The 16,104-nt window shown below is 60.3% G+C and carries 14 protein-coding genes; 6 read left to right on the forward strand and 8 right to left on the reverse strand.

Translation table 11 applies throughout. The features are described from left to right. Positions 1–52: 52 nt before the first annotated feature. The 6 genes from C1722_RS13690 (at position 53) to C1722_RS13715 (ending at position 8,187) form a co-directional block, all read left to right on the forward strand. On the forward strand, positions 53–1,093 hold the full coding sequence (locus C1722_RS13690; protein WP_102379930.1) for an ornithine cyclodeaminase family protein: 1,041 nt from the start codon (positions 53–55) through the stop codon (positions 1,091–1,093). A 41-nt stretch (positions 1,094–1,134) separates the two neighbouring features. Further along, a complete protein-coding gene (locus tag C1722_RS13695) occupies positions 1,135–2,268 on the forward strand; it encodes an aminotransferase (protein ID WP_102379931.1) in 1,134 nt (377 codons plus the stop codon). Between the two features lie 15 nt (positions 2,269–2,283). After that, positions 2,284–3,459 carry an aminotransferase class I/II-fold pyridoxal phosphate-dependent enzyme gene (locus tag C1722_RS13700; RefSeq protein ID WP_102379932.1) on the forward strand — a complete coding sequence of 392 codons (1,176 nt, stop codon included), beginning with the start codon at positions 2,284–2,286 and terminating at the stop codon, positions 3,457–3,459. A 130-nt stretch (positions 3,460–3,589) separates the two neighbouring features. Then, on the forward strand, positions 3,590–4,534 hold the full coding sequence (locus tag C1722_RS13705; protein WP_102380398.1) for a biotin--[acetyl-CoA-carboxylase] ligase: 945 nt from the start codon (positions 3,590–3,592) through the stop codon (positions 4,532–4,534). A gap of 143 nt (positions 4,535–4,677) precedes the next feature. After that, positions 4,678–6,606 carry a cell wall-binding repeat-containing protein gene (locus C1722_RS13710; protein WP_102379933.1) on the forward strand — a complete coding sequence of 643 codons (1,929 nt, stop codon included), beginning with the start codon at positions 4,678–4,680 and terminating at the stop codon, positions 6,604–6,606. 216 nt (positions 6,607–6,822) lie between these two features. Further along, a complete protein-coding gene (locus C1722_RS13715; protein ID WP_102379934.1) occupies positions 6,823–8,187 on the forward strand; it encodes a PFL family protein in 1,365 nt (454 codons plus the stop codon). A 7-nt stretch (positions 8,188–8,194) separates the two neighbouring features. On the opposite strand, the gene C1722_RS13720 is transcribed toward C1722_RS13715, so the two are convergent. The 8 genes from C1722_RS13720 to C1722_RS13755 all read right to left on the reverse strand — a co-directional run bounded on the left by C1722_RS13720 (position 8,195) and on the right by C1722_RS13755 (position 16,070). Beyond that, positions 8,195–8,578, reverse strand: a complete 384-nt coding sequence (locus tag C1722_RS13720) for a type II toxin-antitoxin system RelE/ParE family toxin (RefSeq protein ID WP_342352771.1) — start codon at positions 8,576–8,578, stop codon at positions 8,195–8,197. Further along, entirely contained in the window at positions 8,499–8,873 is a 375-nt protein-coding gene (locus C1722_RS13725) for a delta-aminolevulinic acid dehydratase (RefSeq protein WP_102379936.1), read from the reverse strand. The genes C1722_RS13720 and C1722_RS13725 overlap by 80 nt, the downstream gene beginning before the upstream one ends. A 241-nt stretch (positions 8,874–9,114) precedes the next feature. Then, positions 9,115–9,420: a DUF2089 family protein gene (locus C1722_RS13730; protein ID WP_244902583.1), complete on the reverse strand. Its 306-nt coding sequence runs from the start codon at positions 9,418–9,420 to the stop codon at positions 9,115–9,117. A gap of 92 nt (positions 9,421–9,512) precedes the next feature. Continuing rightward, entirely contained in the window at positions 9,513–9,881 is a 369-nt protein-coding gene (locus C1722_RS13735) for a YccF domain-containing protein (protein ID WP_102379937.1), read from the reverse strand. Next, complete coding sequence (locus C1722_RS13740) at positions 9,878–10,729, reverse strand: TlyA family RNA methyltransferase (RefSeq protein ID WP_102379938.1); 852 nt, start codon at positions 10,727–10,729, stop codon at positions 9,878–9,880. The genes C1722_RS13735 and C1722_RS13740 overlap by 4 nt, the downstream gene beginning before the upstream one ends. A 56-nt stretch (positions 10,730–10,785) precedes the next feature. After that, entirely contained in the window at positions 10,786–13,188 is a 2,403-nt protein-coding gene (locus C1722_RS13745; RefSeq protein WP_102379939.1) for an HAD-IC family P-type ATPase, read from the reverse strand. A 491-nt stretch (positions 13,189–13,679) separates the two neighbouring features. Then, positions 13,680–14,720: an aspartate-semialdehyde dehydrogenase gene (locus tag C1722_RS13750; RefSeq protein ID WP_102379940.1), complete on the reverse strand. Its 1,041-nt coding sequence runs from the start codon at positions 14,718–14,720 to the stop codon at positions 13,680–13,682. A gap of 69 nt (positions 14,721–14,789) precedes the next feature. Further along, on the reverse strand, positions 14,790–16,070 hold the full coding sequence (locus C1722_RS13755) for an aspartate kinase (protein WP_102379941.1): 1,281 nt from the start codon (positions 16,068–16,070) through the stop codon (positions 14,790–14,792). Between the last annotated feature and the right edge of the window lie 34 nt (positions 16,071–16,104).

A 16,104-nucleotide genomic window follows, 5' to 3' on the forward strand; every position in this document is an offset into this window, starting at 1 on the left:
GCCACGTCAGCACAGTCAGACAGAAAGGATCAGATATGAGGTCAGAACAAGTATGCTAACCGGCGGCGCTTGCGCCGCCACGATCCGCGTTCTCAGCAGTGCGGATCTGAAACCCCTGCTCACCTTCGCCCAGATCATCGATCAAGCGGAGCGGGCGTACGTCTGGAAGTCAGAAGGTCTCACTTCCACTTTCCCCTTGGTGTTCCACGAGTTTGCGCCCGGCACGGCCGACATGGACATCAAATCGGGTCACTTGAAACCAGCCGGCATCTTCGGCATGAAGCTGGTCTCGTTCTTCGAACCAAACATCCAAAAAGGAATAGCCCCGCTCAACGCCTCGATCATGCTCTACGATGATACGAATGGGCTGCTGCGCGCCGTTATCGAGGGTGCGCATCTCGGCGGGCTGCGCACCGGTGCCGCCGCAGCTCTCGGCGCAAAGCACTTGGCGCGGCGTTCGAGCGAAAAGTTCCTCGTCATCGGATGCGGGCATCAGTGCACCTACCAGGTTGCCGCAATGCTCACAGCCCTACCGGGAATCCGCCATGTTTCGGTCTGCGATCCGAGAACGCCTTCGCAAGCCGTTAAAATGGCAGCCGATCTGCCCGAACGGCTCGAAGCCGATTTCGGCATCGATGCGCAGGGCGTCGGCTTCGAAGCGATCGACAACCTCGAAGCAGCGGTCCGCAGAAGCGACGTCATCACGACGATCACCCCCGCCCGAGAGCCGATCGTCAAGGATGGCTGGGTGTCTCCCGGCACGCACATAAACTGCGTCGGCGCCGACATGAAAGGCAAGCAGGAAGTCGAAAGCGCCCTCGTTGCCCGCGCTCGCGTGTTCACCGACGATACGGCGCAATGCGTCGATGTCGGCGAAATCGAAGTGCCGCTTTCCGAAAAGGTCATCTCGATCGAACGCATCGCAGGCGAAATCGGAGACGTCATCGTCGGTACCGTTCAAGGAAGACAATTCGAAAACGACATAACCCTGTTCGATACGACGGGCCTCGCCATCCAAGACCTGGCAGCCGCCAAAGCAGCCCTCGATGCCGCCGAAGCCGACAATGCGGGAGCATCGATAGATTTCGCTTGAACCGAACCGTACTGCCGCATGGCAGAGAAATGGAGTAAACCATGCATATCCGTGATTTCGGCGTAGAGATGTGGATGAACGAATACGAGAACGACTGCACGTACAACCTTGCCGAGACCTGCGTGAAATCCCTCACGGTCGACGAGCTCGTCTCGCTCGCCGGCCGAGGCGACGACGTATGGGACGATATCCGTGCGATGCAGCTCACCTACGGGGCGATCGAAGGCTCTGATCGTCTGCGTACGGGCATAAGCGGCCTGTACGAGACGATCGGGCTTCCTAACATCACCATCACCCACGGTGCCATCGGAGCCAACGACCTCGCCATCAACGCGCTGGTCGATCCCGGCGACCACGTGATCAGCGTACTGCCCACCTACCAACAGCTCTATTCGATTCCCGAATCGCTCGGCGCACGGGTGAGCATCTGCCACCTGAAACCGGAGAACGGTTTCCTTCCCGACCTCGACGAAATGCGCGCCTTCGCGCAGGACGGCGTGAAGCTCATCTGCGTCAACAACCCCAACAACCCCTCGGGGGCGGTCATGGGCGAGGCGTTCATGCGCGAAATCGTCGCAATAGCCCGCGAACACGATGCCTGGGTGCTCTGCGACGAGGCCTATCGCGGCCTCAACCATGCGCCCTACGGGCAGAACTTCGCCCCCGCCATGGCAGACCTGTACGAGAAGGGCGTAAGCGTCGGTTCGTTCTCCAAGACGTTCTCGCTCGCGGGACTCCGGCTCGGATGGGTCGCCGCACCCGAAGAGCTCATCACGCGCATAAGCCGTCGGCGCGACTACAACACGATCAGCTGCGGCATGATCGACGACTACCTGGCAACCATGGCCATCGAGAACCGCGAAGCGCTGCTGCGGCGCAACCTCAAGATCGTCGCCGATAACGCAGCGGTCCTCGATGAGTGGGTGCAAAGCGAACCCCGCATCTCCTACGTCGCCCCCAAAGGCGGAACCACGGCGTTTCTGCGCTACGACGCCGACATCGACAGCGTGACGTTCTGCAAGCGCCTGCTTGAAGAGAAGGGCGTGCTGTTGCTGCCCGGATCCGCCATGGACATGGAAGGATGGCTCCGCATCGGATACTGCTACGCGGAAGACACCTCGCAGCTCGGGCAAGGACTCGCGCTCGTATCCGAATTCCTCAGGAACTTCGATTAGCGCGGAGGCCACCTCATGAGGCACTTCTCTTCGAAACGCATGCTCGGCAGCGACGGGCTCGGCACCATGATGGCGGCATCCGACGCCGCACTCTCAAAAGCCGTTATCGACCTGTCGCTCGGCGATCCCGACCTCGATACCGACGCCGCCGTAATCGAGAAAGCCTTCGAGGACGCAAAGCGCGGCTTCACCCACTACGCGCCCGCCCTCGGCGACCCTGATCTCATCGATGCGATCAGGGTCGCCTGGCACGAGGATTACGGCATCGGCGTCGATGAGAACCGCATCATGGTGACGGCGAGCGGATGCCACGCGATGTGGCTGCTGCTTTCGGCCATCCTCGATCCCGGCGACGAGGTGATCGTTTTCGCCCCGTACTTCCCGCCCTACCCCGACCAGATCGAAGCAGCGGGCGGCGCTGCCGTTATAGTCGGCACCGATCCTGACGGCGGTTTTATACCCGACGCGGATGCGCTCGGCCGCGCCATCGGGCCGCACACCAAAGCGGTCATCGTCAACACGCCCTGCAACCCCACGGGTGCATGCCTGACTCGCGAGCAGATGGAGCCCCTGCTCGCGACATGCGTGAACCACGAACTGCTGCTCATCGCCGACGACATCTACACGGCCTACGACTTCGGCTCGCCGTTCGTCCCTTTCGCCGGGCTTACGGGATCCGATGGATGCGTGGCAACCGTAAAGTCTTTTTCGAAGGACTACTGCATGAGCGGCTGGAGGGTCGGCTACACCGTAGCGCCGCCCGACGTTATCGCGGCCATGCGAAAGGTCAACGAAAGCAACGTGTTCACCGCGCCGATCGTTTCGCAGCGTGCAGCGCTGCACGCCCTCGATGCACGAACGAGCATCAGGGCATGCGTACACGATACGTACGAGAAGCGCATGGCCTACGCGCTTTCGAGGGTTGCAGGAATTTCCGGCGTGGACGCCTCACCCGCGAGCGGAAGCCTGTATTTGTTTCTCGACGTGAGGAACAGCGGGTTTACCGACGAAGCGTTCGCGGCAGCACTGCTCGAACGCGAACGGATATCGGTCATCCCCGGCAGCGCGTTCGGGGACGCCGGACGCGGCTTCGTCCGCATTGCCCTCAGAGTCGATGTCGCCGCCCTCGCCTTTGTATTCGACGCGATCGAGCGGATCGCAGTCGGCGGCGAGCAAGAGGCGGGGGATTAACGGCTGCGGCGATGCAACGTCGATTGTCACCCCGATCAATTCGTTGCAGTTGACGGAAGCCCTGCGCTCGCCTACCATGCGCTTACCGATCGGAAGGCTCGTAGTGGCAACGAAAGACAAACTGCTCCGCATGTTAGAAGAACGCCGGGGACGCTACGTCTCCGGCGTCGCGCTTGCCCAAGAGCTCGGCGTAAGCCGCAATGCCGTATGGAAGGCGGTCGAATCGCTTCGCAAGGAAGGCTACGATGTTGCCGCCGTCACGAACAAGGGGTACACGCTCTCGCAAGACAACGACCTCCTCTCGCCCGCAAGCATCGAGCGGCACCTTCCCGATAGCCATCCCTTCGACATCTCGGTTCGAAAGCGCGTCGATTCCACCAACGCCGAAGCCCGCAGACGCGCGCTTGAGGGAGCGCCCGAAGGAACCGTCGTCGTCGCCGAAGAGCAGACTCGGGGCAAAGGGCGGCCCGGCAAATCGTTCTACTCGCCCGCCTCAACAGGGCTGTACCTGAGCATCGTCTTGCGTCCCTCGCTTCGAGCAGACCAAGCCCAATACCTCACCACCGCCGCAGCCGTGGCGGGAGCCCGAGCCATCGAACGAGTCGCGAAGAAGGAAGCGCTCATCAAATGGGTGAACGACATCTACTGCGAGGGGAAGAAGGTTTCGGGCATCCTGACCGAAGGCGCGATCGATATGGAATCGGGCTGTTTCGAACACGCCGTGCTCGGCATCGGCGTGAACGTGAAAAGCCCCGAGGACGGATTCCCCGCAGAACTTGCCGAAGTTGCGGGGACGATCTGCGATGACGGAAGGGGGGCGGTGCGCAGCGAACTTGCCGCCCGAATCCTCGTGAACTTCTGGGAGCTGTACCAAACCATCGAATCGCGACCGTTCTACGAGGAATACCGCAACCGCTGCTTTCTGCTGGGAAAACCCATCGTCGTAACGCGTAACGGCACGCGCATACGCGCAAGGGCAGTCGATTTGACCGAGGATTTCAAGCTCGTCATCGAGCTGCCCGACAAGACCACCCTCGAACTCCCCTACGGAGAAGTGAGCACGAGCCGCGGATAAAGGCGGGGATCGCGTCGGCCGGCCGCATATGTCGGACCGTCCGTGCCGCTCTTCCCTGCAAGGTATTTCTAAAACGCGTGCAGCCCCGTATACTTTAGCCTATGCGCACAAGCAACAACCGCACGGTTTAAGGGGATGGCATTATGGGAATACAGCACCAGCCTAGCAGCCCGAGCATCGCGTCTGCCCAAAAGGGAATGGGGGGAACAATCCTTTCCGCTCTATTGGCAACAGCATTGGCCCTGTCCATACCTTTTGCGACTCCCCCACGGGCGCTCGCCGACGATCGGGCAGCCGCCTCTGCCGGAAGCCAAGAAGCAATCGAAGGCGGCGGCCTGAAGCTCGGCTCGACCGACGGACAGGATGCAACCGAAAGCCTGGGCATCGTCGATGACGAAGCGCTCGAGGCCTCTTCCGAGGAAGCCCTGGACGAGGGTCTCGCACTCAGCGAAAGCTTCGAATCAGAACCATCCCTCCCCGAGATCACCCTTGCAGACGCCACCTTGACCGAGCAGGACAAACGCGACCTCTACGCCATGGGCAGCCTCGGGTTCTTTTTGACGCTGAGGGATTCGGGCAACTATGCGGCCCAGATCCTGAGCAACACCAACGCGAATATCCTCGGCACTACGACCATCGGCAGAGCCTACGACGCGACGAGCCTCGAGAACATGAAGGCCTCCATCGCATGGCTCAAGAAGTGCAACCAGCTGCGAGCTGCAGAAGGCACCGATCCCCGAACGGGAAAGCCCCTGCAACCTCTCAAGGTAAATCTGCAGCTCATGGCCATAGCGCAGGTGCAAGCCAACTGGTCGGCGCACAACGTGAAGCATTCCGGATTCTGGAATGTCGGAGAAAACCTTGCATGGGGATACAGCGATCCCTTCGCCGGCTGGTACGACGAGGAGAAGGCGCTCTACAAGAAAACAGGCTCGACGGAGGGCGCCGGCCATTATCTCAACATCGTCAGTTCGAACTACGAGACCACCGGCTTTGCGGTAAATCAATACGGGAGCTACGGAGTTACCCACGGGCAGACGTTTTCCGGGCAGGTGTCGGGCGACACCATGACCGTTGAGCAATTCGAGACGTTTTTCAACCAGTATTACAGCCTCGTGCAGCCAAGCAAGACGGAAAAGGAGCTTTCCGGCTCGACCCGCATCGGAACCGCCATCTCGATTGCCAAAGAATCGTATCCGCAAGGTCCGAGCGGCGTCATCATCGCGAAGTCGACCGACTTTCCCGACGCACTCGCAGCCTCGACGCTGGCAGGCGCCAAAGGCTACCCGATCCTGCTGAATCCATCCGACAGCCTCAGCCCCGAGCTGCGCACCTACCTCGTCGGGCTGGGCGGAACGCTCCAGGAAGCAATCCTCATCGGAGATTCGAACGCGTTATCGGAAAAGGGCGTAAAGCAGGAGCTGGAGAGGTTCGTTCCCACGGTTCGCAGAATCGGAGGCGATTCGAGATTCGAAACGGCCCGGCTGCTGCGCGAAGATGCTAAAAAGGCCGGCGTATCGGGAGACCTGGCCGTGATCGCGCGATCAAACGACTTTCCCGACGCGCTTTCCATCTCCCCCTACTGTGCTGCAGACGGCGCGCTCATGTACCTTGCGGCGCCTGGGACCACGCTCGACAACGCCTCCTTGGCAGAGCTTTCGGGCTGCAGCCGAATCATCATCGTCGGTGATGACAACGCCGTATCGAGCAAGATCGAATCGGCCTTGAGGGGAACCTCTGCCGAGGTGATCCGCCTTGCAGGCGGCGTCGGCAATCCCTACCCGCAAAGCCGCTACGGCACCTCTGCGACCATAGCCCAATGGCTCACGCACCCCCACGGTGCCTGGTTCAACAGCGGTACCGTAACGTTCGCCACCGCGCAGGGCTTCCCCGATGCACTCGCGGGCGGTCCGCTGTGCGGCCTCTCCCGCACTCCGCTCGTTCTCGTCGATGCGCAAAACTATTCCGCTGTAGTCAACGTATCTGCGGCGAAAGGAGTGTACTGGCTCGGCTCTCCGAATACGCTTTCGCTCGCCCTTCGAAGCGCGGTCAAAGGCCAAATAGGCTTCTAGAGCCCGATGCCCAACCCTCGCGGGGCTCGAGTGCCCCTTCGACGTTCGACCCCCGCTTGCACCAAGACCCCTGCATAAGCGGGGGTCTTGGTGTATTGACGGATAAAGCTTCGCCCAACGCAACCGCACGTGCGTTATTTGCTATGCTGTTGCGCGTTGCCGAACGGCCTGCGCCGGCGGCAGCGAATCGTATGCCAAGAGAAAGACGGAGCACCCATGCAGATCACGCCAGCCGAAATCCGCGAAACCCTTGCGATGGTGAACAAGCAGCACCTCGACATCCGCACCATTACGCTGGGATTGAATCTGCGAGGTTGCACGCATGAAGACATCGATGTCATGGCGACCAAGGTCTACGATCGCATGGCGAGCGCCGCAGAGCAGCTCGTACCCACCGCCGAACAGCTCGAACGCGAATACGGCATCCCGATCATCAACAAACGCATCTCTGTTACGCCGATCGCCGAGATCTGCGCGGCAACCGATGCGGTCGATCTCACCCCCTTGGCCATCGCAATGGACAAAGCAGGCAAGGAGGTCGGCGTCGACTTCGTCGGAGGATTCTCGGCACTCGTGCATAAGGGAGCATCGAAGGCCGACATCAAGCTCATGGAGTCGATCCCCCACGCCCTTTCCGTTACCGACAACGTATGTTCATCGGTCAATGTCGGCTCGACCCGTGCGGGCATCAACATGGATGCCGTGCTAAAAATGGCGGGCATCGTGAAAGCGCCCGCCGAAGCGCCCGCCGACCGCCAGTGCATCGGAGCCGGCAAGCTCGTCGTGTTCTGCAACGCCGTCGAGGACAACCCGTTCATGGCCGGCGCGTTCCACGGATCGGGGGAAGCCGATGCGGTTGTAAACGTCGGCGTCTCGGGCCCGGGCGTCGTGCGCGCCGTGCTCGCCGACATGCCGAAAGACGCCGACATCACGAGCGTCGCCGAAGCGATCAAGGCAACCGCCTTCAAGATCACCCGTGCAGGCGAGCTCATGGCGCGCGAGGCATCCAAACGCCTCGGCGTAAGCCAGGGCATCCTCGACCTGTCGCTTGCCCCCACCCCGGCAGAAGGCGATTCGGTTGCCGAGATCCTCGAAGCCATCGGCGTGGGCACCTGCGGAGGCCCCGGCACCACGGCAGCGCTCGCCATGCTCAACGATGCCGTCAAGAAGGGCGGCGTCATGGCCTCGTCTTCGGTCGGCGGCCTCTCGGGCGCATTCATTCCGGTTTCGGAAGACGCCGGCATGATCCGCGCTGCGGAGGAAGGCGCGCTCTCGATCGAGAAACTCGAAGCCATGACCTGCGTATGCTCGGTCGGCCTCGACATGATAGCCATTCCCGGCGATACGACGGTCGAAACGATCTTCGGCATCATCGCCGACGAATGCGCAATCGGCATGATCAACAACAAGACGACTGCGGTGCGCATCATTCCCGCCATCGGGAAGACCATCGGCGACAAGCTCGATTTCGGCGGCCTTCTGGGCTATGCTCCGATCATGCCCGTGAATCAGTATGCGGGCACCGTGTTCGCCCATCGCGGCGGCCGCTTCCCCGCCCCGCTCAATTCGCTGAAGAACTAACGTTTACCTACGGCGAATCAAATCGCATATCGTGCAGCTCGTATAGTTGCGTCTGGTGAAACATACGGACGAACAGTACTTGATCGCCTTCTATTCGGTATACGATCACGCAATTACGCACAAAATGTTCCCGAGCGTTTCGTGCATGTAAAGTCGGTTTGCTCGAAACGGCGTGTACGAAGGGGTTCTCGGACAAGAGTCCGATCGCATTATCCACTTCGCCAAGCAGGCTGAGGGCAGCTTGCGGGGATTTTAGCACCTCGACAAGGTATTTAAGTGCGCCATCGTAGTCGTTTTCGAAAGACTCCGTCTTATTGACCGCATAGACCATACTTCTTGCGCATTCTCTCTTGCATTTCCCCAGCTGGCCCCACTCGCCCCTCGCGCACATCTTGTTCGGCCTCTTTGAGCTTGGCCGCTACGGAAACTACTCTTGGCTTGACTTTTCGATACTCTTCGATCAGCTCTTCGCCCTCGAACCCTTGCTCGATAAGATGGCGGAGGACGTCGACGGTTATATCTTCATCGTCGACGTTCAGAGGCTGGAGCAGCAACCCTTGCTCGGTCCACGTGCAGAGCGCGTATTCCCCAAAACCACCTTCTTCGTAAATCTTTGCAGGGATCGTAATCTGCCGCTTGCTTGAGATCTTTATCGTCTGCGATTCCGCTAACGCTGCCATACCCATCGCTGCCTCCTTACCAAGCGCTTGGTGCTTGGTTTTAGAATACTACTGGTCGATGAGAATTGCATCTTTTTTTCGTAGCGGAATCACCCATCGGCAACAATGGCTCCCCGTGAACCGCCACAAATCCTGTACGCTCATGCGGGTCAGCTCTTTTTCCGCAGCGAGTTTTCTCCTGCACCACGCGTATGCTGCCACGAAAACAATGAGGAAAATCACGATAACGGGTGCAGATAGAGCCGTCTCACTCGCCTCCGCTCTTGGTTTTACGGTATTCGGATATAAGGGCTTTCGCCGCATCGAAATCGATCTTCTCGTTTACGGCGAGCCTCTTGATCAGGGCGATGGACGAATCGTTTTCGATACCCTCGCCTATCCTAATCTTCTGGATCAGCCGGTCGAGGCGCAACCGAACCGTCGGGTACGTCACCCCGTATTGCCGCGCGACCTCCTTGAGCGAGCCGGATGCGAGCAGGAACCGCTTGACGAACGCCGCGTCCTCGTCGTCGAGCTCGGCCATCCATGCAGGAACCACTTCGATGGCCACCATCGACCTCCTTTACTTTTAAAAGTAAAGGAGGAATTATCGCTTTAGTTTTTGATTGTGTATCAAAAGCGTGCGGAACATGGCGCGCTGGAGCCCTACCGTTTCGGCAGAACCTCGGCACCGAACGGCATAAGAGCGAGCTTGGCCTGTTTGAAACACTGCAAGCCGAACGGTATGCCGACGATGGTGATGCAGAGGATCACGCCGTTGACGAGCGCCTCGAGCGCAAGAAAAATGCCTCCGAAGATGAGCCACACGATGTTCGCAAGCGCGGAGGGAACGCCTCCCCCGTACTCGACTTCCTTGCCGAACGGCAAAAACGCTAGCCCCGCCATCTTGAAGCACTGAAGGCCGCCGGGAATTCCCACGATGGTGATGCACCAGAGGCATCCAACGAGGATCCAACTCAGTCCCTGCCAAAGCCCTGCGAAAACAAACCAGAGGATGTTGCCGATCACGCTCATGAGCCGCTCCCTTGCTTCTCGTTTGAAACACCGTCGAGCGACTCGGTGAACGAGCCGCTCGACGCGGCCCGCTCCGTCGCATCGCAACCGCGGGAAACGCCGGCGCGCTCGGCTCCATCACCCCGATACACCGCTCTCACCAGGTATTCGATATTGCCCTCAGGACCCGTAATGGGAGATTCGACCACCCCTGCCGGATCGAACCCCGCAGCAGCGAGCGCCTCCCGAACCTCGGCAACCACGCGCTCGCGCACCGCTTCATCGCGGACGACGCCACCTTCGGTTTCCCCTGGCTTCGATTCGAACTGGGGCTTCACGAGCCCCAGAAAAACCGACCCCCGATCGGAAAGGCTGGCGAACACCGGCGCCAGTTGCGCTAAGCCGATGAAGCTCAAATCCGCAACCAGTACATCGAACGGCGCCTCGAGCGTCGAGGGGTCGGCGAGCTTGATATTCGTTCGCTCGAACACCGCAACCCGAGGGTCCTGCCGCAGCGACCAAGCCAGCTGCCCGTAGTTCACATCCACGCACGCGACGCTTTTTGCGCCCGCCTGCAGCAAGCAGTCGGCGAATCCCCCCGTCGACGATCCGATATCGATGCAGCGCAAACCCCGCACATCCTGTGAGAACGCGTCGAGCGCCCCCTGGAGCTTATGCCCCCCACGCGAAACGAATCGCCTGCGGTTCTTTATAACCACATCGGCATCGGGAGAAACGCGCACAGCGGCGCTCGTCGCATACACGTCGTCGACCTTGACCTCGTGGGCGAGCACGGCGCGGAGTGCGGCGTCGACATCGGGAAAATAGCCCTGTTCGACCAACAGCGTATCGAGGCGGATCTTCTTCACGGGCGCACTGCCTGCGCTACAGCCGTTTTACTCTGGCAGCCTTCATGCAGCACGTCCTACACCAGCTCTTCCTGGCGCTTCGCATGCCATGACCCGAACGCCTGGTACAGCAGGTTGAACACCGGCACGGCGATTGCGGCGGCCACCGCGAACGCCACGACCATCGATTGGGTGAACGGCTCGATGCCGAACAGGCTTGGAAACACCGTCGAGCCGAGTATTACACCGCCTATCACGACGACGATAAGAGCAGCCCTGATGGGCGTGAAGGGAAACGACAGGCGTACGATGAGCAGCAGCCCCACCCACGCCGTAACGAGCACGCACATGGTCGACACCTGTGCGTAGTCGAGCCCGAGCGTCGTATAGGAAACGATGTTGAGACCGAGCACGGCCAGGATCGCCGTTATCGAGCCCGGCAGCGATCGCACGATCACGTTGACGAGAAATTTGCCTTTGATGCGATCCTTATTCGGCTCGAGCGCAAGCACGAACGAAGGCAATCCGATCGTGAACGCCGAGATGAGCGTCATCTGAATGGGCTGGAACGGATACTGCCACGGCAGGATGATGAAGCATACCGCGAGCACCATCGAGAGCACCGTCTTCACGAGGAAGAGCGAAGCCGAGCGCTGCAAATTGTTGATGGCCCGCCTGCCCTCGGCCACCACCTTCGGCATCGAGGCGAAGTCGTTGTTCACGAGCACCAGCTGGGCAACGTTGCGTGCGGCGTCCGACCCGGCGGCCATCGCCACCGAGCAATCGGAAGCCTTGAGCGCGAGCACATCGTTCACGCCGTCGCCGGTCATCGCTACGGTATGGCCCTCTTTCTGGAGCGCGAGCACGAGCTTCTTCTTCTGCTCGGGTGTCACGCGGCCGAACACCTGATAGCAGGTTGCAGCGTTTTCGAGCGCCGCGTCGGAAAGAAGCGTCGTCGCATCCACGTACGCATCCGCATGGGGGATGCCGACGATCTGCGCGATTCCCGATACGGTACGGGGATCGTCTCCCGAAATGACTTTGAGATCGACGCCCTGTTCGATGAAGTACTGTATCGTCTGAGCAGCCGTCGAACGGATCTGATCCTTGATGGCGATGAGCGCAAGCGGCTGGGGCCTGCCCGCGATCCTCCCCTCGTCGTCGAATCCATCGACACGGGCAAGCACCATAACGCGGGCGTTTTGCGCGAGCTCTTCGACCCGATTCTTGACCGTCGCGTAGTCTTTGCCGAGCACGAACTGAGCGGCCCCCATCACGTAGCTCGCTCCGCCCTCGAACACCGCGCCCGACCATTTCTTGTCGGAGGAGAACGGGATAACGCGTTCGATGCCGTACTTTTTCACGGATCGGTCGGATGGCTTCGTGCGTCTCCGGGAATGGCGCACAGCTCCTGGCTGCGGAATGACGTCCTGGTAGTAATCGATGATGGCCTGCGCCGTTTCGTTCGGATCTTCGTCTGCATCCGCAATCGAATAGAATGCGCCGTTGGCTTCGCCCTCGTCGCAATCGCCGAGCGTCACCACCCGATCGACCTCCATCTTGCCGGTCGTGATCGTGCCGGTCTTATCGAGGCACAGCGTATCGACGCGCGCAAGCGTCTCGATGCAGTACAGCTGCTGGACCAACACCTTGCTGCGCGAGAGGCGCACAACCGCCACCGCGAGCACCGTCGAAGTGAGCAGGATGAGGCCTTCGGGAATCATGCCCACGAGCGCCGCAACCGACGAGAGGATGGCGTCGTTGAGCTCGATATAGGCGCCCGTGAAGTACTCGCGCGCGAAGAGTATCGCGCCGAGCGGGAAGATGATGATGCTCACGAATCGGATGATGCCGTTCAGGCTGTTCATGATTTCGGAATTGACGGCCTTGTGTTCCTTGGCCTCCGCGCTGATCTTAGCCGCGTAGTTGTCGGCGCCGACATGCGTTACCTGGGCGTACACCGTACCCGCATTGACGAAGCTTCCGCTCATGAGTTCGGAGCCGGCCTCTTTTCGCACGAGCTTGCTCTCGCCTGTCAACAGGCTCTCATTCACATCGCACGTGCCGTGCACAACCACTGAGTCGGAAGGAACCTGATCGCCGCGCCCAAGCACGATGATGTCTCCGAGCACCACCTCGTCGACGGAAATCTCCTGGCGCGCGCCATCGCGCATCACATCGACTTTCGAACTGGCAATGATGCTCAAGCGATCGGTCGTGCGCTTGGAACGGACCTCCTGGATGATGCCGATCGCCGTGTTGCACACGATGACGATCATGAACAGCATGTTCTTATAGGAGCCGGTGATGAAAACGAAGCAGGCCAGAATGAGGTTTATTGCGTTGAACAACGTACATACGTTGGACACGACGATCTGCTTGATCGAGCGCGTCTTAACCGATGCATCGACATTGACCTGACCGCGCGCAACGCGTGCAGCAACATCCGAAGAAGAAAGGCCTTCGAGCTTCTTGTCCATCGCACCTCCTTTGCCGTAATCACACCAGTATAGAGGACGAAAAAGCAGGTGATTTTCCCGTACACGGTTTGCACATGATTACGTAACCGAACGTACGCCCGCGCCGGAACACCGCCGAAAGCGAACCGACCCCGGAACCTCCTTTGCGCGAGCCCGTCGCGTTGGCCTCGGCTTCCGCAAACCGCGTTTCGAAAAGAGCCGCAGCAGCCCGTCGATTCAAAATCTTAATGCGTCCCTAATGCCGTGGCGCAGAACCTTAAGGCCCCGCTTACATCCGAAACTCTATGATTGATGCAAAGCGAAGGAGGCAACTATGGTGGCAGCAATTGGAGCGGTACTGGGATTGTTCGTCGTGCTCTGCGGCGCATTCCTCTTCGCCATGCTGGTATTCTCGCCCGAAAACGACGATTTTCACTTCGGAAAGCCGCAATAGCGCACGCGAGCCCGCCATCGGGCGAGCTCGGATCGTCAAAAGCGTAAAGGCAAGGGGTCTACGGCAGCAGCAATTGCGCGATCTGCACCGCGTTAAGGGCGGCGCCCTTGCGAATCTGGTCGGCCACGATCCACATGGCAAGTCCGTGCTCGACGGTGGAGTCCTTGCGCAAACGGCCGATGTACGTATCGTTCGTACCGGCGAGAAGCCCGGGCATCGGATAGATGTTCGACGAGCAATCGTCCATGAGCGTAATGCCCTCGAACGCCTCAAACGCCTTGCGGGCTGCCTCGACGCTCACCTCGCCGGTGAATTCGACGTTCACGGATTCGGCATGGCAGCGCAGCACCGGCACGCGCACGCACGTCGCCGCCACGGCGATGTTCTCGTCGCCCATGATCTTCTTCGTCTCGACGACCATCTTCCACTCTTCTTTGGTGGAATCGTCTTCGAGGAACACGTCGATATGGGGTATGCAGTTGAAGGCGATACGGTGCTGGAACACCTCGACCTTGAGTTCGTCCTCGTTGAGGAAATCCTTGGTTTGACCGTACAGCTCCTCCATCGCAGGAGCACCGCCGCCGCTTGCCGCCTGATAGGTCGATACGACCACGCGCTTGATGGGCGCGATGTCGTAGAGCGGCTTCAAGGCGACCACCATCTGAATGGTCGAGCAGTTCGGGTTCGCGATGACGCCCGAATGCCACGATACATCGCCCGGGTTCACCTCGGGTACCACGAGCGGCACGTCCGCATCCATGCGAAACGCGCTCGAATTATCGATCATCACGGCACCCGAGGCAACGACGGCCTCGCGCATCTCCTTCGAAATGCCTGCTCCGCACGAAAACAGAGCGATGTCCACATCCTTAAACGATTCGGAGGTCATCTCCTGCACGGTGAGTTCACCGGCGGGAACCTGCCCGCATCCGGCAAACTCGATCTTCTTGCCCGCCGAACGCGCCGAAGCAAGCGCGCGCACTTCGGACGCGGGAAAATCGAGGTCGTGCAGCACCTGCATGAATTCCTGCCCGACCGCCCCGGTTGCACCCGCAATGGCGACCACGGGGTTCGCCGGCATCACTTTGTTCCAAGCCATCTCATCTACTCCTCATCTGCACGGCAAGCCGCGTATTCCGGTTTACGTGCCTCTGCCTGCGAAAATCCGCTAGCGGCCTTTTTGCATCTTAGCCGCTATCTCCTCGGCCGATAGCTGCGTCTCCTCGAACACGCTGTCCGAATCGAGGCCGAAGGCGCTGTGCAAGCACTGCACGGCGGCGGCGGCTTGAGCGGCATCGACCACCATGGACAGACGGATCGGCGACGTGGAGATCGCAAGTATGTTGATCTGGTTCTCCCCAAGCGTCGTGAACGCGCGCGCAGCGACACCGGGGCTCGACTTCATGCCGGTGCCCACCAGGCTCACCTTCGCGATGTCGTCGTCCACCAAAAATTCCCGCGCGCTGATCTCGCCGACGATACGCTCGAGCGTTTCCTTCGCTCGGGGCAGATCGGCCCCAGGACACGTGAAGCTGATGTCGGTGATGCCGTCCTGCGAGATGTTCTGGATGATCATGTCGGTGTTGACCGAATTGCCCGCCAGTGCCGAGAACACCTTCGCCGCAACGCCGGACATATCGGGAACGCCGCGGATGGTCACCTTGACCTCGGACGTATCGTGTGCGATGCCGGTGATAACCGCTTCTTCCATGGAAGATGTCGCCTCCTTGATGAACGTTCCCGTCGAATCCGAAAACGCAGAACGGGAATGGATGATCACGTTGAACTTGCGTGCGAACTCGACCGCGCGCATCTGCAGCACGCCCGCACCCGCGCTCGAGAGCTCGAGCATGTCGTCGTAGTTGATCTCGTCGAGCTTCTTAGCGCGCGGCGCCACGCGGGGATCAGCCGTGTACACGCCGTCGACGTCGGAGTATATCTCGCACACGTCGGCGCCGATGCCCCATGCCACGGCCACCGCCGTCGTATCGGAGCCACCGCGCCCGAGCGTGGTGATGTCGCCGTTTCCATCGATACCCTGAAAGCCCGCGACCACGGGAATGAATCCTTCGTCGAGCGCTTCTTTGATGCGGTCGGCGTGGATGCAGCTGATCTTGGCGCGCGCGTGGATGCAATCGGTCTCGATGCCCGCCTGCCTGCCGGTGAAGCTCATGGCACGGTAGCCGCGGGCTTCGATGGCCATGGCCAGCAGCGTCATGGATACCTGCTCGCCCGTCGAGAGGAGCCGGTCCATCTCACGAGCCGGGGGGTCGGTGTTGAGCGCCCGCGCCAAGCCCACCAGCTCGTCGGTGGTCTTGCCCATCGCCGAAACGACGGCAACAACCTGGTTGCCGGCCTGTTTGCTTGCGATGAGGCGCTTCGCAACCATCTGGATGCGCTCCGGCGATGCAACCGAGGTTCCGCCGAATTTTGCAACAATGAGCGACATATCTCTGTCTTTCTGAATAACGAGCCAACGATCT

The organism is Raoultibacter timonensis (assembly GCF_900240215.1).
GTDB lineage: Bacteria > Actinomycetota > Coriobacteriia > Coriobacteriales > Eggerthellaceae > Raoultibacter > Raoultibacter timonensis.

Coding starts and splice junctions, on each gene's coding strand:
- C1722_RS13755 (WP_102379941.1), bottom strand. CDS start 16,070: ATGTCGCTCATTGTTGCAAAATTCGGCGGAACCTCGGTTGCATCGCCG.
- C1722_RS13695 (WP_102379931.1), top strand. CDS start 1,135: ATGCATATCCGTGATTTCGGCGTAGAGATGTGGATGAACGAATACGAG.
- C1722_RS13715 (WP_102379934.1), top strand. CDS start 6,823: ATGCAGATCACGCCAGCCGAAATCCGCGAAACCCTTGCGATGGTGAAC.
- C1722_RS13705 (WP_102380398.1), top strand. CDS start 3,590: ATGTTAGAAGAACGCCGGGGACGCTACGTCTCCGGCGTCGCGCTTGCC.
- C1722_RS13725 (WP_102379936.1), bottom strand. CDS start 8,873: ATGGGTATGGCAGCGTTAGCGGAATCGCAGACGATAAAGATCTCAAGC.
- C1722_RS13690 (WP_102379930.1), top strand. CDS start 53: ATGCTAACCGGCGGCGCTTGCGCCGCCACGATCCGCGTTCTCAGCAGT.
- C1722_RS13750 (WP_102379940.1), bottom strand. CDS start 14,720: ATGGCTTGGAACAAAGTGATGCCGGCGAACCCCGTGGTCGCCATTGCG.
- C1722_RS13700 (WP_102379932.1), top strand. CDS start 2,284: ATGAGGCACTTCTCTTCGAAACGCATGCTCGGCAGCGACGGGCTCGGC.
- C1722_RS13735 (WP_102379937.1), bottom strand. CDS start 9,881: ATGAGCGTGATCGGCAACATCCTCTGGTTTGTTTTCGCAGGGCTTTGG.
- C1722_RS13710 (WP_102379933.1), top strand. CDS start 4,678: ATGGGAATACAGCACCAGCCTAGCAGCCCGAGCATCGCGTCTGCCCAA.
- C1722_RS13730 (WP_244902583.1), bottom strand. CDS start 9,420: ATGGTGGCCATCGAAGTGGTTCCTGCATGGATGGCCGAGCTCGACGAC.
- C1722_RS13745 (WP_102379939.1), bottom strand. CDS start 13,188: ATGGACAAGAAGCTCGAAGGCCTTTCTTCTTCGGATGTTGCTGCACGC.
- C1722_RS13720 (WP_342352771.1), bottom strand. CDS start 8,578: ATGTGCGCGAGGGGCGAGTGGGGCCAGCTGGGGAAATGCAAGAGAGAA.